Consider the following 26,094-nt stretch of genomic DNA (forward strand, 5'->3'; position numbering starts at 1 on the left):
GTTTAAAGAGGGGGAATTTTAATTGAACTTTGTAATTGATAAAATAGATGGTTTACAGCCTGAATTTTCAAAACTTGTTTCCATGATGGATTACGCTCGCTATACAACAATGCAAGCCGTGGAAGGTTTAACAATTGAAGAACTTGATTATTTATATGATGAGGAAGCAAACTCAATTGGCATGCTTTTGTACCATATGGCCGCTATTGAATTTTACTACCAGATTCATACTTTTGAAGACCGTGAACCAACGGAGGCTGAGTTAGAACGTTGGTTACCTGCTATTGAGTTAGGGGATCTTGGACGTGAGAAAATAAAAGGAAACTCTATAGAATTTTACATAAACACATTACAAGAAGTACGTTCGAAAACGATCGAGACTTTTCAATCGTTACCTGATGAATGGCTATTTAAAACGACAGACTTTTGGTATGACAAACCAGCAAATAACTACTTTAAGTGGTTTCACGTATTTGAAGATGAAATCAATCATCGCGGACAAATTCGCTTAGTTAAAAAGATGCAAAAAGCTCATTCAATAAAATGAGAAAATGCCACCTTATTTGGTGGCATTTTCTATTCGTTAGCGAATAGCTTTTCATTTACTTTTTTAACGACTAGCGCTACCACTATTAAAATGCATGTTAAATATAACAATTTCGCAAAAAATAACCATCCTTGAAACATTACAATTCCATCTATTATTTCATTTCCCTTCAGTAACAAAAATGGAATCGTGCTAATTATAATACCAAACTCGATGCTGAAAACAATTTTCTTTTTTCTGCTATATGATTTCCATTCGTTCCAGCGATACATAGGTGCAAAAATCAATACTCCTATACATAATATAACTGGTACCCATTCACTTTTAAAAAATTGCCCTGAAATAACTGATAATAGTAAACAAACGAGCACACCATAATAACCTATTTTCTCTCTCATTCGTACTCCCCCATTCTACTTCTCCTTTAATATGTAACTTGCTATGCTTATAACAATTCTTAGAAAAATAACTACTACAATTACAATATAAAGACTTTTTGCAGACGACATCCATTCTTGAAAAATAGACATTTTCTCCATTTGTTTCTGACCCTCTATTAAAATAACTCCTACGAATAATGAACAAACAACGATGATACCTATCATAATTCCAATACTTTTCTTGCTATATTGTTTCATATCATCCCAGTTATATAAAAGTATAAGTACAAACCCAAAAACAGGTATAATACTGATCCATTCATTGCTTGTAAACATATTTAAAATGATTAATAGACTACAAGAGAGGATAAAGCCCCAAAACCCAATTATTTTGCGCATAAGCCCTCCTTTAATTCCATTTTTAGGATTAATTGTATTGTAACATCCATTTTTTATCCTTACCATTGCAGTACATGAAATTTTACTTTTTTTCTGTTTCTTATACTCACATACTTTCCCTACTTTCATACAATAAACTACACGATTGCCTAAGGATGTGAATGTTATGGGAGTTGAATTAACGCTATTACACGCTCTCTATGTTATTTGTTTACTCACTATTATTATCTTTTTTATTTTCCGAAAGGATACGACGATTATTTGTATCGTTTTCATCTTTTTATTAGCATTAACTGCTACAAGTTCTATCCCTCTTGCCGTTAGCGGCATTTTTCAAAGTTTTATTTACGCTATTACTGAGCTATTACCAACTATATTAATCATTTCCATTATCGTATCCATGAGCAATTTACTCGTTCATACCGGCATAAATGATACGATGATTTCACCATTTACAAAGATGATTCGTACCCCTACCCTCGCCTACTGGATTATCGGCCTTTTAATGATGACAATTTCTTTCTTCTTTTGGCCTTCTCCAGCTGTTGCCTTAATGGGAGCGATTTTATTACCGGTTGCTGTACGTGTCGGTCTTCCGCCAATTGGAGTGGCAATTGCTATGAACTTATTCGGTCATGGGATTGCTTTATCCGGCGACTTCGTTATACAAGGTGCACCAAAATTAACTGCAGACGCTGCTGGTCTTCCTGTTTCTAGCGTTGTTTCTGCAAGTGTTCCACTCGTTATCGTTATGGGGGTTGTGACAACTTCTGTCGCTTTTTTCTTCTTACGAAAAGAGTTTCATACAAGACCATCGTTACAAGACTCTGTTTCATCAACGGAACCATCTAAAACTACTATTTTATTATCCCCTCACATAAAGAAATGGCTCGCTATATGTATCCCTATCGTATATATCATTGATATCCTTTGCATGATTCAATTTAAACTACAAGGAAGCGATGCAACTGCACTTATCGGCGGGACGACTGTTATTATGATTATCATCATTTCTCTCATCGCCTATAAAGGCAATGGACTGAATAAAACGACCGATTATTTTATAGAAGGTCTCCAATTTGGATTTAAAATTTTCGGACCAGTTATTCCAATCGCTGCACTCTTTTATTTAGGGGATAGCGGCTTTGTGAAAATTATCGGGGACTATTTACCGAAAGGTTCGCACGGAATCATTAACGACTTAGGAATCGCTTTGTCTCAAACAGTTCCTTTAAATCAATATGTATCGGCGGGAACATTAACTATCGTTGGTGTCATAACAGGTTTAGATGGATCTGGCTTTTCTGGTATATCACTTGCTGGTTCCATTGCCAATCTTTTCGGAACAGCACTTGGGCATGGCACAGCTACATTAACAGCACTCGGGCAAATTGCTGCCATATGGACCGGAGGCGGGACGTTAATTCCTTGGGCACTTATTCCTGCCGCTGCAATTTGTAAAGTGGATCCATTTGAACTTGCACGCCGAAACTTTTTACCGGTTGTTATCGGTTTACTTGTCACCACGATCGTTGCGATGTTTCTTCTATAGCGTAAGCAAGTTTTCTCTTGCTTACGTATTTTATTGTGAAATCCAGCATTTATTACTGACTTTCAAAAGGGATTATATACATGTTAGCGAAGTTACATTAAGAGAGTATTTTTTTAAAACGTTTACGAGAAACAGATTACTTCCATTCGAAAAGGGGACATAACTATGAATGAATTGATTTTCGTCTTATTAATTTGTCCGTTACTTATCTTTATCGTTTCTGTTGTTGGAACCCGCAAGACGAAAACGTATTACGTCATGCCGATTGTAACGTTTGCTAGTTTTTTAATAATAGGTGTTATCGCCTTTACTCCAAAATTCTTCTTTTGGGTTGGCATGTACAGTATCTTTTCATTTATTATTTCTTATATGACGCTATTGTTTGTAAGAGGATATGAGGTTGCGGAAAACGCTAAATAGTTATTAGCAAGGAGATTATCATATGATTTTCTTTGATATTGATGGAACTTTACTTGATTATAAGGCTGCTGAAAGAAATGGTATTATAGATTTCTTTCAAGTATATAGTACTATTTTTTCAGGTAATGAATTAGAGGCGACAGAAGTCTGGCATGAATTATCAGAAGCATATTTCAACAAATTTTTATCCAAGGAATTATCTTTTCAAGAACAACAAAGGATGCGAATGTATCATTTATTTAAAACATATGGAGTAAACTTATCACCCGAAGAATCTCAGCACAAATTCAATCAATATATAAAACTATATAAGAACAACTGGACGGCGTTTGAAGATGTACACTATACATTACACGCCTTGCAGCAAGAAGGGCACACATTAGGTATCATTAGCAATGGTGACTATGAGCAACAAGTCGAAAAGTTAACCACTCTAAACATTCTACAATATTTTAAATATATATTTACTTCTAGTGAACTTGGCATATCAAAACCAAACCCTGAAATTTTTCAAAGAACTGTATTACAATCGAATTTTGAAATGAAAGATTGCTATTATATTGGTGATCGATTAAAGACAGATGCAATTAGTAGTACAGCAGCTGGAATGCAAGGGATATGGTTAAATCGGGATAACTCGCAACTCAAGTACAATATTCCTACTATATGCTCTTTACATGAAGTTTTAACAGTGATATAAAAAGACGACCGCGTTCCCCCGCAGTCGTCTTTTTTCGTGTTACGCTGTGATCCAAGCTTCGTTAGCTGGATTTTTGCGCCACTCTTGTAATTTTTTCGTTTCAGCTTGTCCGATCATACCTTTTTCTGCTGCTACTTCAGTTAATGCACTGTAGTCGCTTAAAGAGTATGATGCTACGTTAGCTGCTTCTAGTTTTTCTTTTCCTGCTTCTAGCTCGTATGTGAAGATTGATACGATTCCTAATACTTCACAGCCAGCTTCGCGAAGTGCTTCTACACATGTAATTGCACTACCGCCAGTTGAAATTAGGTCCTCTACTACTACTACCTTTTGACCTTTTTCAGCTTTTCCTTCAATTTGGTTCCCTTTACCGTGACCTTTTGCTTTACTACGTACGTAGCACATTGGTAAATCCATACGATCGCTTACCCATGCAGCATGCGCAATACCAGCAGTTGCTGTTCCTGCAATAACTTCTACAGTTGGGAAGTGCTCTTTAATTAACTCTTCTAATCCAGCTGCAATCGCTTGACGTACTTTTGGATAAGATAAAGTTAAACGGTTATCACAATAAATTGGTGATTTCATACCTGAAGACCAAGTGAATGGATCATTCGGTTGTAAAAATACTGCTCCAATTTCTAATAAATGCGATGCGATTTCTTTTTTCATACTGTTACACCTTCCCACTGTTTTTTTACTGTTTTATACGCTTCAAGCGGATTTTCTGCTTTTGTAATACTACGTCCAACTACGATATAGCTTGAGCCAAGTTCCCTCGCACGTTTCGGTGTTGCTACGCGCACCTGGTCATTTACATCATCGCTCGCAAGACGAATCCCCGGTGTTACTGTTACAAATTCATTTCCGCATACTTCACGTAATTTTGGAACTTCAAGTGTTGAACAAACAACGCCATCAAGTCCACTTTCTTTCGTTAGTTTTGCATAATGAGCAACCGCTTCTTCTAACGTTTTCTCAATGCCGATCTCTTTTTTCATCATAGCTTCCGAAGTGCTTGTTAGTTGTGTAACTGCAATACAAATCGGTCTCTCTTTTCCTTCTTGCTTACCTTCCTCTAATCCCTCAATCGCAGCTTTCATCATACTGCTTCCCCCAGCAGCATGAACATTTACCATATCAACATCTAGACTAGCTAGGCTACGCATAGCGCTTTTTACTGTATTCGGAATATCATGAAGTTTTAAATCTAGAAAAATCTTATGTCCTTTTTCTTTTAAGTACGTAATAATCGCAGGGCCTTCTTTGTAAAATAACTCCATACCAACTTTGACAAATAACTCTTCCCCTTCAAAGTGGCGCAAGAATTGTTCTACATCTTGTTTCCCTGGAAAATCTAATGCAACGATTAACGACTGTGACATGTTTGCTTCCAGCTCCTTCCTTGGCATTCCGAAATGTGATCAAATCCTAATTCATCTAGTAACGCTGGTAACTCTTCAATAATTGTCGGACATACGAACGGATCGATAAAGTTCGCTGTACCTACTGCAACTGCGCTTGCGCCAGCGTAGAAGAATTCGATTACATCTTCCGCTGTTTCAATACCACCCATTCCGATAATTGGAATGTTAACCGCTTGGCTTACTTCATGTACCATACGAATTGCTACTGGCTTAATCGCAGGACCTGATAATCCACCTGTACGGTTTGCTAAAATTGGTTTAGCTGTTTTTAAATCTAGACGCATACCAAGCAATGTATTAATCATCGTTAAACCATCGGCACCTGCATTTTCAATCGCTTTTGCGATTTCTACAATGTTTGCCACGTTCGGTGACAACTTCACGTATACAGGTACTTCAGAAACCTCTTTTACTCGCTTCGTTAAATCAGCAGCAATTTCAGGATTTGTACCAAAGGCGATACCACCTGTTTTTACGTTCGGACAAGAAATATTTAATTCTAGTGCATGGACATTAGGCGCTTTAGAAATTTCCTTTGCAACCGCTACGTAATCCTCAGCTTGTGAACCTGCAACGTTTGCAATGATTGGAAGGTCAAATTGTTCTAACCATGGTAATTCAGAATTCATTACTTTTTCTAATCCTGGGTTTTGAAGTCCGATTGCATTTAACATGCCACCCGGTGTTTCAGCAACACGAGGCGTCGGATTTCCATAGCGTGGTTGTTCTGTCGTCGCTTTAATCATGATTGATCCTAGTACACTTAAATCGTAAAACTGTGCATATTCACGACCAAATCCAAAGCATCCAGATGCCGGTATAATTGGATTTTTTAATGATAATCCTGGTAATTCAACTTGCAATCTGTTCATAGTACAACCTCCCCGATTGGAAATACTGGTCCGTCGCTACACACCTTCTTGTAAGAATGTCCACTTGGATCTTCTTGTAAGTGGCATACACATGCGAAACAAGCTCCAATACCACAGCCCATACGTTCTTCTAATGAAATATAGGCTTTTTTCTCTTTGTAACGTCCTTCTAATGCACGAAGCATCGCTAACGGACCACATGAATAAAGAATATCAAAGTCAATTCCATAATGATCAATTACATCTGTGACAAATCCTTTTGTACCGTGTGTACCGTCTACTGTCGCAACGTACGTATCACCAAGCTCTGCAAATTTTTCTTCATAGAAAACGACATCTTTCGTTTGGAAACCTAAGATGTGAATCACACGTACACCTTTTGCAACGAGGCGCTGTGATAGTTCATAAAGTGGTGGTACACCAATCCCCCCGCCTACTAGTAAAGCTGTTTGACCAGCTTCTGCTTCTTCTACAGGAAAACCGTGTCCTAATGGTCCTAATACATCTACCATTTCACCTTGTTTTCTAGTTGCTAATGTTTTTGTCCCTTGTCCTTCCGCACGATATAGCATTGTAAATTCGTTCTTCTCTTGATCTACATTACAAATACTAATTGGGCGGCGCAGAAGGGGCGCAATGCCCTCTGCTACCTTAATGTGTACAAACTGCCCTGGTTCGTTCATTTGCTGTACTAAAGTTCCTTGAAGCACTAATTCGTAAATGTTCTTTGCGATTTCTTTTTGATTAACGACGATCATATTTTGCTTTTGCATCATGCATGTACCACCTCGTGACGCTTTGTTTGCGTAATTTCTTTCATTGAATGAGCTGAGAATGTCATAGATTCTAATACTCGTAAGATTGCTCTCGTTGTATCAAGTGATGTTAAGCAAGCTACACCATTTTCTACTGATTCACGGCGAATGCGGAAACCATCACGCGCTGGTTGTTTGCCTTTTGTTAATGTATTGATTACAAACTGTGCTTTTCCTTGGCGGATAATATCTAGTAAGTTGTAGTCCTCAGAATCAATTTTGTTTACAACTTGTACTGGGATATTTTGCTCTGTTAACGATTTTGCTGTTCCAGCTGTTGCTAATAAGTTATAGCCGATTTCATGGAAACGTTTTGCAATTTCCATCGCCTCTTCTTTATCTTTATCCGCTACAGTAATGATTACTGATCCGTGCGTTGGGATGTTAATTCCAGAAGCAACTAACCCTTTGTATAATGCTTTTTCAAGCGTTAAATCTTTACCCATTACTTCCCCTGTTGATTTCATTTCAGGTCCTAATGTTGTATCCACTGAGCGTAGTTTCGCGAATGAGAATACCGGAGCTTTTACATATACTTCTTTCTCTTCTGGGTGATAGCCCGTTCCGTATCCTTGCTCTACTAGGTCTTGCCCTAGAATAACTTTTGTTGCAACGTTTGCCATTGGTACACCTGTAATTTTACTTAAGAATGGTACTGTACGGCTCGCACGTGGATTTACTTCAATTACGTACACTTGATCTTCGAATACTACAAACTGGATATTTAGTAATCCAACAATGTTTAATCCTTTTCCAAGTGCAATTGTATGTTCAATAATTTGTTCTTTTAATTTTTCAGATAAGCTTTGTGGTGGATATACTCCAATTGAGTCACCAGAGTGAACTCCAGCGCGTTCAATATGTTCCATAATACCTGGAATGAATACATTCTCACCGTCTGAAATTGCATCTACTTCAATTTCTTTACCGACCATGTAACGGTCGATTAATACTGGGTGATCTGCGTGAACTTTAACTGCATTTTTCATGTAGTGCAGTAGTTCTTCTTGACGATATACGATTTCCATCGCACGTCCACCTAGTACGTAAGATGGTCTTACTAATACTGGGTAACCAATTTCTTCTGCGATTGCTACCGCTTGTTCTACAGTCGTTGCTGTTTTACCAACTGGTTGTGGGATACCAAGTTTTGTTAAAGCAGCTTCGAATTTATCTCGATCTTCTGCACGGTCTAAGTCTTCAAGTGATGTTCCTAAAATCTTCACACCATGTTCTTCTAATTTTGCCGCTAAGTTAATCGCCGTTTGTCCACCGAACTGAACGATAACACCTTCTGGTTTTTCTAAATCGATGATGTGCATTACATCTTCAATCGTTAATGGTTCAAAGTATAATTTGTCAGAAATACTGAAGTCTGTTGAAACAGTTTCTGGGTTATTGTTAATGATAATCGCTTCATATCCAGCTTCTTTAATTGCCCATACTGAGTGAACTGTTGCATAGTCAAACTCAACACCTTGACCAATGCGGATCGGACCAGATCCTAGAACTACTACACTCTTACGATCTGTTACAATTGATTCGTTTTCCTCAGCGTATGTGCTGTAGTAATACGGTGTTGCAGATTCAAACTCTGCCGCACAAGTATCTACCATTTTGAATACTGGCGTCATATTATTTTCTTTACGCATATCGTAAATTTCGCGCTCCGTTTTGTTCCAAGCTGCTGCGATGTAGTGATCGCTGAAGCCCATTTCTTTTGCGGTTTGTAGTACTTCCATATTTCCTACATTCGCTTTTACTTCGCGTTCCATATTTACGATGTTTTCAACTTTTTGTAAGAAGAAGAAGTCCATTTCACACCATTCGTTAATCTCTTCTTTCGTTACACCTTGACGAATTGCTTCTGCTATGATAAACAGTCGCTCATCATCTGCTTTAATAATGCGTTTTTTCATTGTTTCTTTATCAAGTTCTTTTAAGTGGTCTAATTCTAAGTGATAAATGCCAAGCTCTAAAGAACGAACCGCTTTTAATAATGATTCTTCTAAGTTACGTCCGATTGACATAACCTCACCAGTTGCTTTCATTTGCGTTCCAAGTGTTCTGTTCGCTGATTCAAACTTATCAAATGGCCAGCGTGGAATTTTTGAAACAACATAGTCTAATGCTGGCTCGAAGCAAGCGTAAGTTTTTTGTGTTACTGGGTTTACGATTTCATCTAATGTTAAGCCGACTGCAATTTTCGCTGCTAATTTCGCAATTGGATATCCAGTTGCTTTAGATGCTAATGCAGATGAACGACTTACACGTGGGTTTACTTCGATTACATAGTATTGGAAGCTATATGGATCTAGTGCAAGCTGAACGTTACATCCACCTTCAATTCCTAGTGCACGAATAATTCGTAATGAAGTGTTACGTAACATTTGGTATTCACGGTCGCTTAACGTTTGGCTCGGTGCTACAACGATAGAATCACCTGTATGAACACCAACTGGATCAATGTTTTCCATGTTACATACTACAATCGCGTTATCATTTGAATCACGCATTACTTCATATTCAATTTCTTTACAACCAGCAATACTTTTCTCTAATAAACATTGTGTTACTGGGCTATGTTTTAAACCACTTGTTACGATTTCAATTAACTCTTCTTCGTTATGGCAAATTCCGCCGCCCGTTCCGCCTAATGTGAATGCTGGACGAACGATTACTGGATAACCAATTTCGTTTACAAAGCTATATGCTTCATCAAGGTTATGAATGATTTCACTTGGTGGTGTTGGTTCATTTAAATCTTGCATTAATGTACGGAACAAATCACGATCTTCCGCTTGCTCGATTGCCGATAATTTTGTTCCTAAAATTTCAACTCCGCACTCTTCAAGTACGCCTGATTTTGCAAGTTCAACAGCCATGTTTAAACCTGTTTGACCACCTAATGTTGGTAAGATTGCATCTGGACGTTCTTTACGAATGATTCGGCTTACGAATTCTAATGTTAAAGGCTCAATGTATACTTTATCTGCTGTTGCAGTATCGGTCATAATTGTTGCTGGGTTAGAGTTAACAAGGATTACTTTGTAACCTTCCTCTTTAAGAGATTGACAAGCTTGTGTACCAGAGTAGTCAAACTCCGCTGCTTGCCCAATTACAATTGGTCCCGATCCGATTACTAAAATTGTGTTAATGTCTAGGCGTTTTGGCATAACTCTTCCCCTTCTTTCTTGAAGTTTTCAATCATTGTTAAGAAATCTTCGAATAAATCATTTGCATCTTCTGGTCCTGCTGAAGCTTCTGGATGGTATTGTACTGTAAATGCAGGGAACTTCTTATGACGAAGGCCTTCTACTGTTCCATCATTTAAAGCAACATGTGTAATTTCAAGTTCTGTATTTTCAACTGATTCTTCTTCTACTGCGTAACCATGGTTTTGAGATGTAATTGCTACTTTTCCAGTTGCAAGATTTTTTACTGGATGGTTTAACCCACGGTGGCCGAATTTTAACTTACTTGTATTCGCCCCAGATGCTAGAGCGAACAATTGATGCCCTAGGCAAATTCCGAATAAAGGAACTTTACCGATAATGTCTTTTAACATTTCAATTGCTTCTGGTACATCTTTTGGATCCCCAGGTCCGTTACTTAGCATAATCCCATCTGGGCTAAGGCGTAAAATTTCTTCAGCTGTTGTGTTGTAAGGAACTACAATCACATCGCAATCACGTTTATTTAATTCTCTTAAAATACCATGTTTCATACCGAAGTCTACTAGTACAACGCGATGTCCGCGACCTGGGCTTGGGTATGGATCTTTCGTTGATACGCGTTTCACATGATCTGTAAATACTGTCGCTTTTAATTGACTCACGATGTATTCTACATCTGCATCCATATTACAAAGGCGTCCGCGTAATGTACCGTATTGACGAATTTTTCTCGTTAATTTTCTCGTATCAATCCCTGCTAATCCTGGGATGTTTCTTTCTTTTAAGTAGTCATTTAACGAAATTTCATTACGGAAGTTTGATGGGTGATCACAAATTTCGTTTACGATTAAACCATTTACAGATGGGTGAATCGATTCAAAATCGTCACGGTTGATGCCGTAGTTTCCGATTAATGGGTACGTGAATGTTACAATTTGACCGCAATATGATGGATCAGATAATGTTTCTTGATATCCAGTCATTCCTGTTGTAAATACAACCTCACCTGACTTTTCGATTTCTCCTCCGAAACCTGTTCCAATTAATACTGTTCCATCTTCTAAGATAAGTTGTCTTTTCATACTAATGCACTCTCCTTTTGCCATGCGATCTTACCACCAACGATTGTCATTACCGGCCATCCTTGGCATTTCCAACCTGCGAATGGTGTATTTTTTCCTTTTGATAAGAATGTTGTTGGGTCAATCTCTTCTTCTTGTTCTAAATCAATAATTGTAATATCAGCTGTTCTACCTTCTTTCAGGCGACCTGCTTCTAAGCCGAATGTATCAGCTGGCTTTTCTGTTAAGAATTGAATTAATTGTTCTAATGTAATAATTCCTTTTTTCACAAGGTTTGTGTATAAAAGCGGGAATGCTGTTTCAAAACCAGTAATTCCGAATGGTGCTCTTTCAATTCCTTGTGCTTTCTCTTCTGCTGTATGCGGTGCATGATCAGTTGCGATTATATCGATTGTTCCATCTAATAAACCTTCAATTAATGCTGCATGATCTTCTTTTCCACGAAGCGGTGGGTTCATTTTAAAGTTAGGGTCAGCTGATGGGATATCATCTTCACATAACACTAGGTGATGAGGTGTTACTTCTGCTGTTACTTTAATTCCAGCGCGCTTTGCATCACGGATTACACGTACAGAGCCTTTCGTACTTACGTGACATACGTGATAGTGACAATCTGCCGCTTCAGCAAGCAGTATATCCCTTGCAATATGTACAGATTCACATACTGATGGGATACCGTTTAATCCGTGTTTCTCAGAAAACTTCCCTTCATGTACACAACCTTTATTAATAAGAGTATTCTCTTCACAGTGCGCAACTACTGCCATATTTAATTTCGCTGCACGTTTCATAGCAGCTAACATCATGCTAGCATCTTGTACGCCTACACCGTCATCAGTGAAAGCAAATGCTCCAAGTTCTTTTAACGTTTCGAAATCTGTCATTTCAGAACCCGCTTGACGTACTGTAATTGCTCCATATGGTAATACGTTAACATGCGCTTTTTCTTTAATACGATTTTGTAAGTCTTCCATATGTTCTCTACAATCTGGTACTGGGCGTGTATTTGGCATTGCACAAATTGTAGTGAATCCACCTTTTGCCGCTGCTAGTGTACCTGTTTCAATTGTTTCTTTATGTTCACCACCTGGTTCACGAAGGTGTACATGTACATCTACTAATCCAGGTGCGATTAACTTTCCGTTCACATCGATTACTTCAGCATTATCTGCCGTAATATTTTCTGCTACCTTAGCGATTTTACCGTCTTGTACGAGAAGATCTGTTGCTACGATTTTTCCTTCTTCATTCATATAACGACCATTTTTAAACAAGTAATTCATGTTTCATTCCTCCTAATACATTTGGTAAGGCGCGTTTTAGTACAGCCATTCTTACGTAAACTCCATTTTCCATTTGTTTAAATATGCGTGAACGCTCACACTCAACAAGTTCACTTGCAATTTCAACATCTCGGTTTACAGGAGCTGGATGCATAATAATGCTTCCTTCTTTCATACGCTGTTCTCTTTCCACTGTTAATCCGTGTTTCTCATGATACTCTTTCATAATGTCTGTTTCATAATGATCATGACGCTCATGTTGTACACGAAGTAACATCATTACATCCACTTCTGGAACAAGCTCATCTAATGGTTTGTATGTTCCAAATGTGTTGTCTTCATCTTTCCACTCTTCTGGACTTGCGAAGTAAATTGTTGCACCCAGTTTCGTTAATGCTTCTGCATTCGAACGTGCTACTCGGCTATGACGAACATCTCCTACTATCGCAATCTTCAATCCTTCAAATCTTCCAAACTCTTGTTTAATTGTAAGAAGGTCGAGTAAGCACTGCGTTGGGTGGTTTCCACATCCATCTCCAGCGTTTAAGATTGGAATATTCACCTGATCTTTTAGTTCATCGAAGTAGCGATCTTGCTCGTGGCGGATGACCACTGCTTTTGTTCCGATTGATTCTAGTGTTCTTATCGTATCGTATAATGTTTCTCCTTTTTGTACGCTAGATGCATCAGCTGAAAAGTTTAAAACATCAAGTCCTAATCTCTTCTCAGCAACTTCAAAGCTAAATCTTGTTCTCGTACTATTCTCAAAGAACAAGTTTGCAACAAAAGTTTGCTCTGTCGTTTTGCTTTCTTTCCCATTCGCAAAATCTTCTGCGTCTTTTAGGATTTCTGAAATTTCTACTTCCGATAATTCACTCATCGTTAACAAATGGCTCATCGTCATCCCTCATCTTTCTGATTTTTATGTTACCACTTTTGTATTTTTATAACAACCTTTGCATAAAAATACCCTAGTCATGTGAGACTAGGGTGCAAGAAAGAAGCCACCCTTTCCGGTCTCACAGGACTGAATTAAAAGGTTATTATTATGAAGCAATCTGCTTAGATTGTTTTATTTGTTTCGTTTCCGGTAGTAGTAAATTTAGCAGTACACCTACAATTGCTGCTAGTGCCATTCCTTCTACTTGGAATGATTCTCCTACGTGAAGTACCGCTCCACCAATACCGATTACTAGTATTACTGATGCAATCATTAAGTTTCGTTTGTCACTTAAATCTGTTTTATCGTCTACCATCATACGTAATCCGCTTGATGCGATTACACCGAATAGTAAGATTGATACACCCCCCATAACTGGTGTTGGTATCGAATGAATCAGTGCAGAAATCTTACCGATAAATCCGAACATGATTGCGAATACGGCTGAACCGATGAATAAGTATACACTGTACGCTCTTGTAATTGCTAGCACACCGATGTTTTCACCATACGTTGTATTCGGTGGTCCACCGATTAGTGATGCGATTAATGTTGCTACTCCATCACCGAAGATTGAACGGTGTAAACCAGGTTTGTCAATTAAATCTCTTTTAATAACATTTCCTAGTACAATTTGGTGTCCGATATGTTCTGAAATTGTTACTAGTGCAACTGGTACCATCAAGAGTACGATCTTCCATGAAAACTCTGGTGTGTATGTTACAAATGGTACTGTGAAATCTGGTACAACAAACCATTTTGCCTCAGCTACCGGCTTTAAGTCTACTAGCCCTTGGAAGTAAGCGAAGATATATCCGCCGATAATGCCAAGTAACACTGGTATGATACTGAAAAATCCTCTTCCGAATATTGAGCATATAATTGTAATTGCTAATGTTACTAATGCTACTGAAAAGTGTGTAAAGCTATATTTGCCATCCGCACCATTCATCGCCATGTTAACTGCTGTATGTGCTAAAGCTAGACCGATTACCATTACTACTGGACCAACTACGATTGGTGGTAGTAATTTCATAATCCACTTTGATCCTGATTTCTTAATTCCGATTGAGATTAAGATATACACAAGCCCTGCTAGCAAACCACCAAGCATTGCTGCTCCCGGTCCACCTGCCGTTTTTGCTGTTATAATCGGTGCGATAAAGGCGAATGATGATCCTAGATAGGCAGGTACTTGACCTTTCGTTATAAGAAGAAACGCTAACGTTCCTAATCCACTTGATATTAATGCTACTGACGGATTCAATCCTGTTAAAAACGGAACAAGCACTGTTGATCCAAACATCGCGAACAAATGTTGTATACTTAAAAATAACCATTTTCCCGGTTTCGGTACTTCATTAACGTCTAACACTGGCTTTTGTTCCATTGTTACATCCTCCTTCAGTTTAAAACTTTGCAATAAAAAAACTCTTTGTGCCTGTGCACAAAGAGTCCTACACTTTCGTATGCCAAATTTGACATATGAAAGCCAAGACCCTTTGGCAGCCTCACAGGACTACATTTAAAAGGGCTTTACTTATCGTATATGCTTACTCGATCTTGTTGATCTGTCTCTTGCAAATCAACTTCGATACGCTCTTCACTTGATGTTGGAATGTTCTTTCCTACATAATCAGCGCGAATTGGTAGTTCACGATGACCTCTATCAACAAGAACCGCCAATTGGATTTGTGATGGTCTACCTAAATCCATCAGAGCATCCATTGCTGCTCGAACTGTTCTGCCTGTATATAATACATCATCTACAAGGATAACTTTTTTCTTCGTAATATCTACAGGGATATCAGAACCTTTTACAAGTGGTTCTTTATTTTTCGATTGTAGCGTTAAATCATCACGATACAACGTAATGTCTAGCTCTCCAACTTCTATTTCTTTTCCTTCAATTTGACCAATTCGTTCTGCCAAACGTTGTGCAATAAAAATTCCACGAGTTTTAATTCCGACAAGAACACAATTATCGACACCTTTATTTCGTTCCACGATTTCATGACTAATTCGTGTTAAAGCGCGGCGAATCATTTGGTCATCTAAAACGACAGCTTTCTCTTGCATGCTCTACACCTCCAAGCTTTTTTCTTGCGTGAGAGTAATGGTATAAAAAAAGTCCTCTCAGCGTGTGCGAGAGGACTTTTGAAAAAGGGTACAGCATACCCTATGCATTTCAAACCGTTACCTTCTCAACCTCACGGGGCTGTGTTAAAGGATCATTATTTAACTGTTGTCAGTATCTCAGTTTTCTTATGATTTGTCAATACTATTTTCGTAAAATATTTAATGCGTCTTCAAATACTTCTGGAATCGGTGCCTCAAACTGAATATATTCACCAGTACGAGGATGATCAAAGCCTAAAATACCTGCATGAAGTGCTTGTCCGTTCATATCTAATGTTTTCTTTGGTCCATACTTTGGATCTCCTGCAAGTGGATAGCCAATATATTTCATATGAACACGAATTTGATGTGTACGCCCTGTTTCTAAGCGACATTCTACAAGTGTGAAATCTTTGAATCGCTCTAACACTTGGAAATGCGTAACAGCATGCTTACCATTTTCATCAACCGTCATACTTTGGCGTTCTTTCTTATCACGAGCAATCGGAGCATCAATCGTTCCCTTATCGTGCGGAATAACACCGTGTACAATCGCTTTGTAACGTCTCGTTACTGTTTTTGCTACAAGTTGATTTACAAGTGATTCGTGTGCCATATCATTTTTAGCAACCATTAATAGACCAGACGTATCTTTATCAATACGATGTACGATACCCGGACGCATCACACCATTAATGCCTGATAAGTCTGTACAATGGTGCATAAGACCGTTCACAAGTGTACCACTTGTATGACCTGGTGCTGGATGCACAACCATACCACGCGGCTTATTAACAACAAGTACATCTGCATCTTCATAATAAATTTCTAAGTTCATATCTTCTGGCTGAATATCTAACTCTTCTGGCTCAGGAATCGTCACTGTAATTTCATCATTTTCTCTAACTTTATAATTCCCTTTTACAGCTTTTCCATTAACTGTAACAACGTCATCTTTAATCCATTGTTGTACTTGTGTACGTGACCATTCATTATTTATTCCTGCAACGAATTTATCAATTCGCTCGTTTTTTTGTTCTTCTGCAACTGTTACTTGTACTACTTCACTCATTCAATTACTCCTTCGTTTTCTTGCCTTCTAATAATGTTTGAATAATAATTAATACAACACCAATACATAATGCTGAATCAGCGATATTAAATACTGGATAGTTATACGAGAAAATATACACGTGAATGAAATCCACTACTTCTTGTCTAAATACACGATCAATAAAATTACCAATTGCTCCGCCTAAAATTAGACCTAATGAAATTCCTAGAAGCTTGTCTGTTTTTGCATATTTTTTCATATAAAATACGATAAATGCTACAAAAACGACTGTAATAATGTAGAAAAACCACATTTTATTTTCTAAAATGCCCCAAGCAGCTCCTCTATTTCGATGTGATGTTATGTATAATACATTATCGATAATCGGAATACTCGTACCCAATTCCATGTTCTTTACAATTAGCCATTTCGATATTTGATCGATGGCAATGACAAATAACGCTATTACATAATATATCATTTTCATTTCCCCCACAAAGACAGTGTACCTCAAAATTTTAGCATAGCTGCCACCTTTTCACAATGAACCTTTATAGAAGAATAAAATAAATTAAAAAAAGGTAATATAATATCGTTGTGCACATTCATACATTTACTTTTTCATAGAAAAATTCATGAATGGTACGTGCAGTCGGCATCGTTTTCATTTGTTTTACCGACATTACTCTCCCTGTATCTTCACAAATACCATACATATCTATTTCCATTTTAAATAATGCACGTTCTACATCTTTTAAATCCTCTTTTATATCATGTAATAAAAGTTTTTTCTTTATCTCTTCCTTAATTTCATACCCAAGCTCTTCGCTAAACTCTGTATTATATTTGTACATAACCTCTTTAGCTAGCCTCTCTTGTAACTCTTTTCGCATCAATTGCAATTCTTCTTTGATTTCCATATACATTTCATTCACGTGTACATTCCTCCCAGTTGCAATGTACGATTAGTGTGTCCGAAATTTATATGCTTACCTCTCACACATTTTTCCTTCATAGGAAAGAGAGTGAAAGTTATTTCAATATACTGTTAACCAAAAAAATGACTGCACTTTACGTGCAGTCACCCCTTATTATTTTACATAATTTTCTTTAACAACCGTTGCACAACGCTCACATAATGTTTCATGTTCAGCATCTTTACCAATTGTTTCTGAAACTACCCAACAACGTTCACATGTTTCACCAGTTGCTTGAACAACAACAACCGCTGTATGTTCATACTTCGGTGCATCTGCTGGCGCTTCTTCCATCATGCCACCAAGTTTGTACTCAGAAACGATGAATAATTGCTTTAAGTCTTCGTTAATAGACTCTAACATAGCTTTCATTTCTGCAGTTGGATATAGCGTAATACTTGCATTTAATGACTTACCGATTACCTTTTCATTACGAGCTACTTCTAACGCTTTTAATACGTCATCACGCAATGTCATAAACGCATCCCATTTTGTTTTTAATGCTTCTGCACCATCTAATTGTGTAGCTTCTGGCATATCAGTTAATTGTACACTTTCTTCTGTTACACCTGGAATGTATGGCCATACTTCATCAGCTGTATGCGGTAAGATTGGTGTTACAAGTTTCGTCAATGCAACAAGAACATCATATAATACAGTTTGAATTGCACGACGATCTTCATGGTTCGCACCTTCAATGTATAAAATGTCTTTTGCAAAGTCTAAGTAGAATGAACTTAAATCAATTGTACAGAAGTTATGAATTGCATGATATACAGCAGCGAAGTCGTATGTCTCATATGCTTCTTTTACTTTTGTAATTAAGTCATTTAATTTCACTAACATGTAACGATCTACTTCACGAAGTTCAGCTATAGCTACTGTATTTTCACTTGGCTTAAAGTCGTCTAAGTTTCCTAACAAGAAACGGAATGTGTTACGGATTTTACGATACACTTCTGCTACTTGTTTTAAAATATCATCCGAAATACGTACATCAGATTGATAGTCAACAGAAGATACCCATAATCGTAAAATATCTCCGCCTAATTGATCCATAATTTTCTTCGGTACGACGATGTTACCAATCGACTTACTCATTTTACGTCCTTCACCATCTAATACGAAACCGTGGCTTAGTACGCCTTTATATGGCGCTTTTCCTGTTACAGCAACTGCTGTCGATAATGAAGAGTTAAACCAACCACGATATTGGTCAGATCCTTCTAAATATAAATCTGCTGGACGTTGTAAGTCATTGCGCTCTTCTAATACCGCTTGGTGAGAAGAACCTGAGTCGAACCATACATCCATGATGTCTGTTTCTTTACGGAATTCACCATTTGGGCTACCTGGATGTGTAAATCCTTCTGGTAATAGATCTTTCGCTTCACGCTCAAACCATACGTTAGAACCGTGTTCACGGAATAAATCAGCTACATGGTTAATTGTTTCATCCGTAATGATTGGATCACCATTCTCAGCATAGAATACAGGAATTGGCACACCCCATGCACGTTGACGAGAAATACACCAGTCACCACGGTCACGAACCATGTTATGAAGACGAGTTTCGCCCCATGCTGGTACCCATTTTGTTTCCGCAACAGCTTCTAATAACTCTTTACGGAATGCTTCAATAGATGCAAACCACTGTGCTGTCGCACGGAAAATAATAGGTTTTTTCGTTCTCCAATCATGTGGATATGAATGCGTAATGAATGTTAGCTTCAGTAATGCGCCTACTTCTTCTAATTTTTCTGTAATTGGCTTGTTAGCTTTATCATAGAATAAGCCTTCAAATCCAGGTGCTTCCTCTGTTAATACACCTTTATCATCAACTGGGCAAAGTACTTCTAAGCCATACTTTTTACCAACAATAAAGTCATCTTCCCCGTGTCCTGGTGCTGTATGAACACAACCTGTACCTGCATCTGTTGTTACGTGATCTCCTAGCATAACTAATGAATCACGATCGTAGAATGGATGCTTTGCAACTGTATACTCAAGCTCACTACCTTTTACTGTTTTCACAACTTCAGCGTTTTCCCACTCTAACGTTTTTGCAACTGTCTCAAATAGTTCAGAAGCAATAATATATTTTTCATCATTTACTTTTACAATAGCGTATTCAAGTTCTGGGTGAACAGAAATACCTAAGTTTGCAGGCAACGTCCAAGGCGTTGTTGTCCAGATAATGTATTTCTCATCACCTTCTAATACGTTCTTTCCATCTTTTACAGGAAATGCTACGTAAATAGATGCAGATTTTTTATCTTGGTATTCAATTTCAGCTTCTGCTAAAGCTGATTCACTCGTTGGTGACCAATAAACTGGTTTTTGTCCTTTATAGATATAACCTTTTTTCGCCATATCACCAAACACTTTAATTTGTTGTGCTTCATATGCTGGCTCTAAAGTAATGTATGGGTTATCCCAATCAGCACGTACACCTAAACGCTTAAATTGCTCACGCTGACGTTCTACTTGTTCATATGCATACTCTGCACATAACTTACGGAACTCAGCAACTGTCATTTCTTTACGCTTCACACCTTTATTTGTTAAAGCTTGTTCAATTGGTAAACCGTGTGTATCCCAACCTGGGACATATGGTGCACAGAAACCAGTCATTGATTTATAACGAACGATAAAGTCTTTTAATACTTTATTTAATGCATGTCCCATATGAATGTCACCATTCGCATATGGAGGTCCATCATGCAGTACAAATAAAGGACGACCTTTCGTATGTTCTTGTACCTTTTCATAAATATTCATTTCCGCCCACTTTTCTTGCATTGCAGGCTCACGTTTTGGTAAATTCCCACGCATCGGGAACTCTGTTTTTGGCATTAGTAATGTATTTTTGTACTCCATGCTCAATTCCTCCTTACATGTATAAAAGAAAGACCTAAAAAACGGAATAAAAAAGAGACTTTCTCATCCCAAAAAGGGACGAGAAAGTCTCCCGCGGTACCACCCTAGTAGATTCTATACGTATGTATACAATCCTCTTTATATTCTTAACGCGAATATACGCCTACGCTTACTCTATTTGTTCAGCGCGGAACTCCAGGGTGATATTCCCATTATCTCCTTATCCTGAGCTTACACCATCCTCAGTTCGCTATATAAGGTATGAAAAAGGTACTTATCCCTATCTTCGTTTTTCTTAATAAATATGTTGTTTAAAATTATATGTAATAATGAGAAAAACGTCAAGCTTACACTGTTTCTTCTTTTTTCAACAGCTCGTCTACTTCGTCTTCTAACTCAATTAGCTTATCCCAATCATCGTTGTTTAACATTTCAAGCTGTGTTTCTAATAACATACGGAAACGAGTGCGGAATACTTTCGCTTGTTTCTTTAGCTCTTCAATATCAAAAGCAACTTTTCTTGATTTTACTAAAGCTTCGTTAATAATACGGTCTGCATTCTTTTCAGCTTCACGTACAATTAATTTCGCTTCTTTTTGGGCATTACGTTTTACTTCTTCCGCTGCTTCTTGTGCAACAACGATAGATTTGTTTAACGTATCTTCAATATTAGAGAAATGATCTAACTTCCCTTCTAATTGTGCAACTTGTTCTTCTAAAGCTTTTTTCTCACGAATGACTAATTCATAATCTTTGATAATTTGATCAAGAAACTCATTTACTTGATCCTCATCATAGCCACGGAATCCGCGACCAAATTCTTTGTTATGAATATCTAATGGTGTTAACGGCACAACGCCACCTCCAAGTAGTTATCTAAATTTCCTCTTTCAATTATATCTTTTCTTCGACAAAATAGGAGGATTTCCTTCTAAAAAACCAATCATTTTAGTATACCATACAAAATTCTCCATTTGTCGCGCTTTGTTCTACCTTCTACAGAAAACAATTTACTGCGTCCATATCCTCTCACTGAAAAAACATCTCCTGGATAACATTCATAAGAGGTTTGCTCCACTGTTTTCCAATTCACTTTTACTAAACCATTTTTTATGAAAGGTTGTACTTTTTGCCTAGATATATGTAACATTTCAGCTAACATAACATCTAAACGAAGTGAAGAAACCGTTCCGGATTTCTCCCCCCACGTTTCTTGTATCTGTAGAATTTTTTCCCTTTGCACTGGTGATAAGGAGACTTTCACTTTTCCTATAGATTGTAAGTTCATCTCAATATAAGATACAACTTCTTTCGCGACTACAATTTGGGCACGATCTTCTTGAAGCAAAATATCACCACATTTTTCTCTCGTTAAACCGAGAGACATAAATGTACCTAATATTTGCCTATGCTCTAGCGTATAAAACTTGGAAGGATAGTCAATTTCCAATACTTCTACTTGAAATTCCTCTTCATTTATTACTAGATAGTCCGGATAAATGAGTGCTCTTTTGCGCTCTGCTTGAGACGTTGCACCATCAAATTGTACAGCAACATCTCCTTGTCCTATTACCATCGTGACAATTTGTTGTTGTCTTGGATCAAGAAAGTCTGTTAACTTCACTTGATGGTACTCTGCTGCTCGCTTCCACTCTAACACTTTATCCACAAAGACCACTTCATCAGGTCTAAAATGCTCGTAGATGCTCATGTATTTAACCTCTTACTATAAGAAATAGCCGAATAAAGTTACTAAACCACTTGTAGCAAGTCTCAACGCAAAAATCGCAACAAGTGGTGAGATGTCAATCATACCAAGCGGCGGAATAAATCTGCGAAATGGTTCTAAATACGGTTCACAAATACGGGCAAGAAAATCTCCGAAAGTTGATTCCTTTGCACCTGGGAACCATGATAGGAGAATGTAAATAATAAGTGCCCACGAGTAAATCTCGATAGCAGTAACTAAAAGCCTTAAAACTGTTTCCATGGCGTATTACCACCTCTTTATATTTGTGTCTTCTTCTTCACCGAATAACTCTGAAATTGCACCAACTATATCTACATTTTCAGGCGTACACATAAATGTTTTCGGTCCTATTTTTTGAATGTCCCCGCCTATAGCGTATACAGTACCACTTAAAAAGTCAACGATACGTACAGCTTGATCCGTAGACATTCGTTGTAAATTAATTACAACAGCTCGTCTACCTTTTAAATGGTCCGCAATTCCTTGCGCTTCCGAATATGTGCGTGGTTCTAATAAAACAACTTTTGAGGATTGCTTCGCTGTTTCAATGCTCACAACATTTTGTTTCGTTTGCGCTTTTGGAAACGTAACATCTTGTTGTTCTGGCGGATCTTGCTGCTTCTTCATGTCCGTTTGCTCCTTTTCATAACTATATTGAGCTGCTTCTTTTTCTTCAGGTGTATCAAAAAAGAAGTATTTTACTTTTGACCAACTCATAATAAGATTCTCCTTCCTTTTACGCTTTTCCTACTAAAATCGTCCCCAAACGAATGTATGTAGCACCTTCTTCAATTGCAATGGTGTAATCATTAGACATTCCCATTGATAATTCTTTACATGGCGCATGTAATAATTCTAACTCCTGCACCTTTGTTTGTAGCATACGTAATGTCTTAAAACAGCGTCTGATTTCTTCCTCTTCTTCTGTAAACGGAGCCATTGTCATTAGTCCAACCACTTCAATCTTATCGAATTCTTGCAAACTTTGAATAAAAGAAACGGTTTCTTCTATTGCCAATCCTTGCTTTGATTCTTCAGATGATGTTTTCACTTGAATAAAACATTTCACTTTCTTATCCGCACGTTTTTGAATTTCTTTTGCAAGTGAAAGACGATCTAATGAATGTAAATAATCGATTTCATTAATGATTTCTTTTACTTTTCTCGTTTGTAATGATCCAATAAAATGCCAATTCACTTTTGAACCGAAATGTTCATACTTCTGTAAGAAACCTTCATTTCTATTTTCACCTAAATCGATAATTCCTGCTTCAATTACTTCGTTTGTTTTTTCAATTCCTACCGTTTTTGTAACTGCAACGAGTTTAATATCTTGCAAAGAACGTCCCGCTCGCGCGCAAGATTGTTTAATTGCTTCGTTTACAGTTGTTAAATTTTTTTGTACTGTCACTTGCTTTCATCCTCCTTAAAACCTATGAAACTCAACATTCTCCCTGTCTTACCTTGATCACGACGATGAGAGAAAAACAGTTGTTCTTCACAGCTTGTACAAAGAGATGACATTACAATATTCTCTTCTTTTATGCCTGCTTGTACACATAATATACGATTAATTTCTTTTAAATCAATTGCGTACTGTCCGTCTGAAACTTTTTTATAAGGAACAGAACCGTTTACTACTTGCTCTGCTGCTGTTAACACTCGATCATCAACAACGTAACAACAAGATCCAATTGCTGGTCCAATCGCAACATGAATTTCATCACTCGAAATCCCTTCTGCATTCCATTTTTGAATCATTTCTTTTGCAATCTCTTTTACAGTCCCTTTCCATCCAGCATGCGCAAGTCCTATCATACCATGTGATGGTGCATAAAAATAGAGTGGAACACAATCCGCATAACAAGATGTTAAAAGAACATCATTATTAGTCGTATAAATGCCATCTGTTTTTGAAATGCCGTCTTCATATGAATAAACGCCACTTCCTTTTTCCTGTTGTCCTACTTTTTCAACATGATGATCATGAACTTGTTCAGAGCAAATCCAGTTTTCTAATGGTTTTTGTAACTTATTTGCTAAAATGCGTCTATTTTCATGAACGTTCTCGGCAATATCATTCACATGTAATCCTAAATTCATTGCATGAAAGGAGCCCGTACTTACCCCACCATCTTTTGTCGTAAATCCAGCAGTAATGTTTCCAAGTTCTTTCCACGCTTCTAAATACAGTATACCGTCCACATATTTAAATGGTTCTCTCATAAGGCTGCTCCTTTTAATTAAAATAACATAAAAAAGCATGGTACTTCCTGTCTATTTTACCATACTTTTATTTTTTCATAATCCTAACAGAAAAAAAAGAGGAATTTGTAATATTCTTTATGAAATTGTCGGTGTTTGTATTGATTCTGTTACAGAATTAACAGGATTTACTCTAACAAGTATGACATCTTCCCCAATTTTCACAATTTCTTTCCAAGGAATTACAATTTCTACGTCTTTCCCAAAAATCCCAAACATACGTGCCTGTTTAGAAATAATAATAGAATCGATCTTCCCTGTGTTCATATCAATTTCAATATCACCAATATTCCCCAGCCTTTTTCCGTCTGAAACATTTATTATATCTTTCATCTGCAATTCCGAAATTTGTATCACTTTCATCCTCTCCCTTATATATGACGAATCGAAAAAACATTGTTTCACAAATGAACAGGAAGCACCCTCTTACCAACCTCATATTATTTTCATTATATGAACACAACTATCCTACTATGAGCGCAAACAAACTATATGACATATAAAAAGGTCTCACCATAAATGGTGAAACCTTATCCTTGAATCGTCTTATTCATTTGTTTAATAGCTGATTTCTCTAAACGTGACACTTGTGCTTGAGAAATCCCAATTTCTTCTGCAACTTCCATTTGTGTTTTTCCTTGGAAGAAACGTTTTCGAATAATCATTTTCTCACGATCATTTAAACGCTTCATTCCTTCTTTTAGAGCTAACTCTTCAACCCACTGCTCGTCCTTTTGTTTTTCATCACTTAACTGATCCATAACAAAGATAGGATCCCCCCCATCGTTATAAATCGGCTCAAATAATGAAACTGGATCTTGAATTGCATCTAAAGCAAAAACGATTTCTTCATGAGTCACTTCAAGCACTTTTGCAATATCCATTGCTGTTGGTTCTTTTGAATTTTCTGCAATCAACTTTTCTCTTACTTGTAACGCTTTATACGCAATATCTCGTAAGGAGCGAGATACGCGAATCGGATTGTTATCACGCAAATATCTGCGTATTTCCCCAATAATCATCGGCACAGCATACGTTGAAAATTTTACATTTTGGCCTAAATCAAAATTATCAATGGATTTCATAAGTCCGATACAACCAACTTGAAATAAATCGTCAACATATTCTCCTCTGTTATTAAATCTTTGGATGACGCTCAGTACAAGACGTAAGTTTCCATTCACTAATTTCTCTCTTGCGCTTATCTCTCCACTTTGCATTTCACGAAATAATTTACGCATTTCATCATTTTTTAGTACGGGAAGTTTAGCTGTATCAACACCGCAAATTTCTACTTTGTTTCTCGTCAAAGTGTTCCCTCCTATCGGGAGTTGCTGTACAGTGTAAAGTATTTCCTTTGAAGGGGATTTTATGCATGCGGTTTTCTCTTCATTTTTCATTTTCGTTGTCTCTCCTCATACAACGAAAGAGAATAAGACCAGCCTACATAACGGCTG

General features: G+C 37.4%; 28 protein-coding genes and 1 other annotated feature. Of the genes, 4 read left to right on the top strand and 24 right to left on the bottom strand.

The window, feature by feature from the left end; all coding sequences use genetic code 11:
• The first annotated feature begins 22 nt into the window (after window positions 1-22).
• A complete protein-coding gene (locus BGI23_RS18565; RefSeq protein WP_001012034.1) occupies window positions 23-547 on the top strand; it encodes a DinB family protein in 525 nt (174 codons plus the stop codon).
• A gap of 29 nt (window positions 548-576) precedes the next feature.
• On the opposite strand, the gene BGI23_RS18570 is transcribed toward BGI23_RS18565, so the two are convergent.
• Both BGI23_RS18570 and BGI23_RS18575 read right to left on the bottom strand, forming a co-directional pair.
• A complete protein-coding gene (locus tag BGI23_RS18570) occupies window positions 577-945 on the bottom strand; it encodes a YoqO family protein (RefSeq protein WP_001208254.1) in 369 nt (122 codons plus the stop codon).
• Window positions 946-960: 15 nt separating this feature from the next.
• Window positions 961-1,326, bottom strand: coding sequence for a YoqO family protein (locus BGI23_RS18575; RefSeq protein ID WP_001226109.1), 366 nt, complete (start codon window positions 1,324-1,326; stop codon window positions 961-963).
• 166 nt (window positions 1,327-1,492) lie between these two features.
• On the opposite strand from BGI23_RS18575, the gene BGI23_RS18580 reads away from it, so the two are divergent.
• From BGI23_RS18580 to BGI23_RS18590, 3 genes are all read left to right on the top strand, one after another.
• Window positions 1,493-2,878, top strand: a complete 1,386-nt coding sequence (locus BGI23_RS18580; protein WP_000537895.1) for a hypothetical protein — start codon at window positions 1,493-1,495, stop codon at window positions 2,876-2,878.
• A gap of 165 nt (window positions 2,879-3,043) precedes the next feature.
• Window positions 3,044-3,298: a YbeF family protein gene (locus BGI23_RS18585; protein WP_001003945.1), complete on the top strand. Its 255-nt coding sequence runs from the start codon at window positions 3,044-3,046 to the stop codon at window positions 3,296-3,298.
• A gap of 22 nt (window positions 3,299-3,320) precedes the next feature.
• Window positions 3,321-3,998, top strand: a complete 678-nt coding sequence (locus BGI23_RS18590) for an HAD family hydrolase (RefSeq protein ID WP_070806758.1) — start codon at window positions 3,321-3,323, stop codon at window positions 3,996-3,998.
• A gap of 39 nt (window positions 3,999-4,037) precedes the next feature.
• On the opposite strand, the gene pyrE is transcribed toward BGI23_RS18590, so the two are convergent.
• The 22 genes from pyrE to sigG all read right to left on the bottom strand — a co-directional run bounded on the left by pyrE (window position 4,038) and on the right by sigG (window position 25,947).
• The gene (gene pyrE, locus BGI23_RS18595) at window positions 4,038-4,670 is read right to left on the bottom strand and encodes an orotate phosphoribosyltransferase (protein WP_000711449.1); all 633 of its coding nucleotides are present in this window, start codon (window positions 4,668-4,670) and stop codon (window positions 4,038-4,040) included.
• Window positions 4,667-5,383, bottom strand: coding sequence for an orotidine-5'-phosphate decarboxylase (gene pyrF, locus BGI23_RS18600; protein ID WP_000083494.1), 717 nt, complete (start codon window positions 5,381-5,383; stop codon window positions 4,667-4,669). Before pyrF ends, pyrE begins: the two co-directional genes overlap by 4 nt.
• Window positions 5,368-6,297, bottom strand: coding sequence for a dihydroorotate oxidase B catalytic subunit (gene pyrD, locus BGI23_RS18605; RefSeq protein ID WP_001081057.1), 930 nt, complete (start codon window positions 6,295-6,297; stop codon window positions 5,368-5,370). The genes pyrF and pyrD overlap by 16 nt, the downstream gene beginning before the upstream one ends.
• Window positions 6,294-7,073 (bottom strand): dihydroorotate oxidase B electron transfer subunit, encoded by a 780-nt coding sequence (gene pyrK / locus BGI23_RS18610; protein WP_000983358.1) that lies wholly within the window; start codon window positions 7,071-7,073, stop codon window positions 6,294-6,296. The genes pyrD and pyrK overlap by 4 nt, the downstream gene beginning before the upstream one ends.
• Window positions 7,070-10,288, bottom strand: a complete 3,219-nt coding sequence (carB, locus tag BGI23_RS18615) for a carbamoyl-phosphate synthase large subunit (RefSeq protein WP_001126112.1) — start codon at window positions 10,286-10,288, stop codon at window positions 7,070-7,072. The genes pyrK and carB overlap by 4 nt, the downstream gene beginning before the upstream one ends.
• Window positions 10,273-11,370 carry a carbamoyl phosphate synthase small subunit gene (locus BGI23_RS18620; protein ID WP_000828682.1) on the bottom strand — a complete coding sequence of 366 codons (1,098 nt, stop codon included), beginning with the start codon at window positions 11,368-11,370 and terminating at the stop codon, window positions 10,273-10,275. Before BGI23_RS18620 ends, carB begins: the two co-directional genes overlap by 16 nt.
• Window positions 11,367-12,653: a dihydroorotase gene (gene pyrC, locus BGI23_RS18625; RefSeq protein ID WP_070806759.1), complete on the bottom strand. Its 1,287-nt coding sequence runs from the start codon at window positions 12,651-12,653 to the stop codon at window positions 11,367-11,369. The genes BGI23_RS18620 and pyrC overlap by 4 nt, the downstream gene beginning before the upstream one ends.
• On the bottom strand, window positions 12,637-13,551 hold the full coding sequence (pyrB, locus tag BGI23_RS18630; protein ID WP_000018853.1) for an aspartate carbamoyltransferase: 915 nt from the start codon (window positions 13,549-13,551) through the stop codon (window positions 12,637-12,639). Before pyrB ends, pyrC begins: the two co-directional genes overlap by 17 nt.
• Window positions 13,552-13,699: 148 nt before the next feature.
• The gene (gene uraA, locus BGI23_RS18635) at window positions 13,700-14,983 is read right to left on the bottom strand and encodes a uracil permease (RefSeq protein ID WP_070806760.1); all 1,284 of its coding nucleotides are present in this window, start codon (window positions 14,981-14,983) and stop codon (window positions 13,700-13,702) included.
• A gap of 146 nt (window positions 14,984-15,129) precedes the next feature.
• Entirely contained in the window at window positions 15,130-15,672 is a 543-nt protein-coding gene (gene pyrR / locus BGI23_RS18640) for a bifunctional pyrimidine operon transcriptional regulator/uracil phosphoribosyltransferase (protein ID WP_001156487.1), read from the bottom strand.
• A 202-nt stretch (window positions 15,673-15,874) separates the two neighbouring features.
• Window positions 15,875-16,783 carry an RluA family pseudouridine synthase gene (locus BGI23_RS18645; RefSeq protein ID WP_000005838.1) on the bottom strand — a complete coding sequence of 303 codons (909 nt, stop codon included), beginning with the start codon at window positions 16,781-16,783 and terminating at the stop codon, window positions 15,875-15,877.
• Window positions 16,784-16,787: 4 nt separating this feature from the next.
• Complete coding sequence (gene lspA, locus BGI23_RS18650; protein ID WP_000642177.1) at window positions 16,788-17,246, bottom strand: lipoprotein signal peptidase LspA; 459 nt, start codon at window positions 17,244-17,246, stop codon at window positions 16,788-16,790.
• Between the two features lie 124 nt (window positions 17,247-17,370).
• The gene (locus BGI23_RS18655; RefSeq protein WP_001004664.1) at window positions 17,371-17,700 is read right to left on the bottom strand and encodes a TraR/DksA C4-type zinc finger protein; all 330 of its coding nucleotides are present in this window, start codon (window positions 17,698-17,700) and stop codon (window positions 17,371-17,373) included.
• Between the two features lie 156 nt (window positions 17,701-17,856).
• Window positions 17,857-20,622: an isoleucine--tRNA ligase gene (gene ileS2, locus BGI23_RS18660; protein ID WP_000455926.1), complete on the bottom strand. Its 2,766-nt coding sequence runs from the start codon at window positions 20,620-20,622 to the stop codon at window positions 17,857-17,859.
• Between the two features lie 71 nt (window positions 20,623-20,693).
• Window positions 20,694-20,918: a binding site (T-box leader), on the bottom strand.
• A 51-nt stretch (window positions 20,919-20,969) separates the two neighbouring features.
• The gene (gene divIVA, locus BGI23_RS18665; protein ID WP_001131612.1) at window positions 20,970-21,476 is read right to left on the bottom strand and encodes a septum site-determining protein DivIVA; all 507 of its coding nucleotides are present in this window, start codon (window positions 21,474-21,476) and stop codon (window positions 20,970-20,972) included.
• An 89-nt stretch (window positions 21,477-21,565) separates the two neighbouring features.
• Window positions 21,566-22,333: a YlmH family RNA-binding protein gene (locus BGI23_RS18670; protein ID WP_000029726.1), complete on the bottom strand. Its 768-nt coding sequence runs from the start codon at window positions 22,331-22,333 to the stop codon at window positions 21,566-21,568.
• A 15-nt stretch (window positions 22,334-22,348) separates the two neighbouring features.
• Entirely contained in the window at window positions 22,349-22,612 is a 264-nt protein-coding gene (locus BGI23_RS18675) for a YggT family protein (protein WP_000450919.1), read from the bottom strand.
• Window positions 22,613-22,618: 6 nt separating this feature from the next.
• Window positions 22,619-23,089, bottom strand: a complete 471-nt coding sequence (locus tag BGI23_RS18680; protein WP_000119138.1) for a cell division protein SepF — start codon at window positions 23,087-23,089, stop codon at window positions 22,619-22,621.
• 19 nt (window positions 23,090-23,108) lie between these two features.
• On the bottom strand, window positions 23,109-23,783 hold the full coding sequence (locus BGI23_RS18685; RefSeq protein WP_000218033.1) for a YggS family pyridoxal phosphate-dependent enzyme: 675 nt from the start codon (window positions 23,781-23,783) through the stop codon (window positions 23,109-23,111).
• Window positions 23,780-24,598 carry a peptidoglycan editing factor PgeF gene (pgeF, locus tag BGI23_RS18690; protein WP_001209002.1) on the bottom strand — a complete coding sequence of 273 codons (819 nt, stop codon included), beginning with the start codon at window positions 24,596-24,598 and terminating at the stop codon, window positions 23,780-23,782. Before pgeF ends, BGI23_RS18685 begins: the two co-directional genes overlap by 4 nt.
• Before the next feature lie 117 nt (window positions 24,599-24,715).
• Window positions 24,716-25,000, bottom strand: a complete 285-nt coding sequence (locus tag BGI23_RS18695; protein WP_001998116.1) for a YlmC/YmxH family sporulation protein — start codon at window positions 24,998-25,000, stop codon at window positions 24,716-24,718.
• A 167-nt stretch (window positions 25,001-25,167) separates the two neighbouring features.
• Window positions 25,168-25,947, bottom strand: coding sequence for an RNA polymerase sporulation sigma factor SigG (sigG, locus tag BGI23_RS18700; protein WP_000197753.1), 780 nt, complete (start codon window positions 25,945-25,947; stop codon window positions 25,168-25,170).
• Window positions 25,948-26,094: the final 147 nt, after the last annotated feature.

Origin of the sequence: Bacillus sp. ABP14, from assembly GCF_001831375.1 — a bacterium.
In the GTDB taxonomy this organism is placed as follows: Bacteria; Bacillota; Bacilli; order Bacillales; family Bacillaceae_G; genus Bacillus_A; species Bacillus_A paranthracis.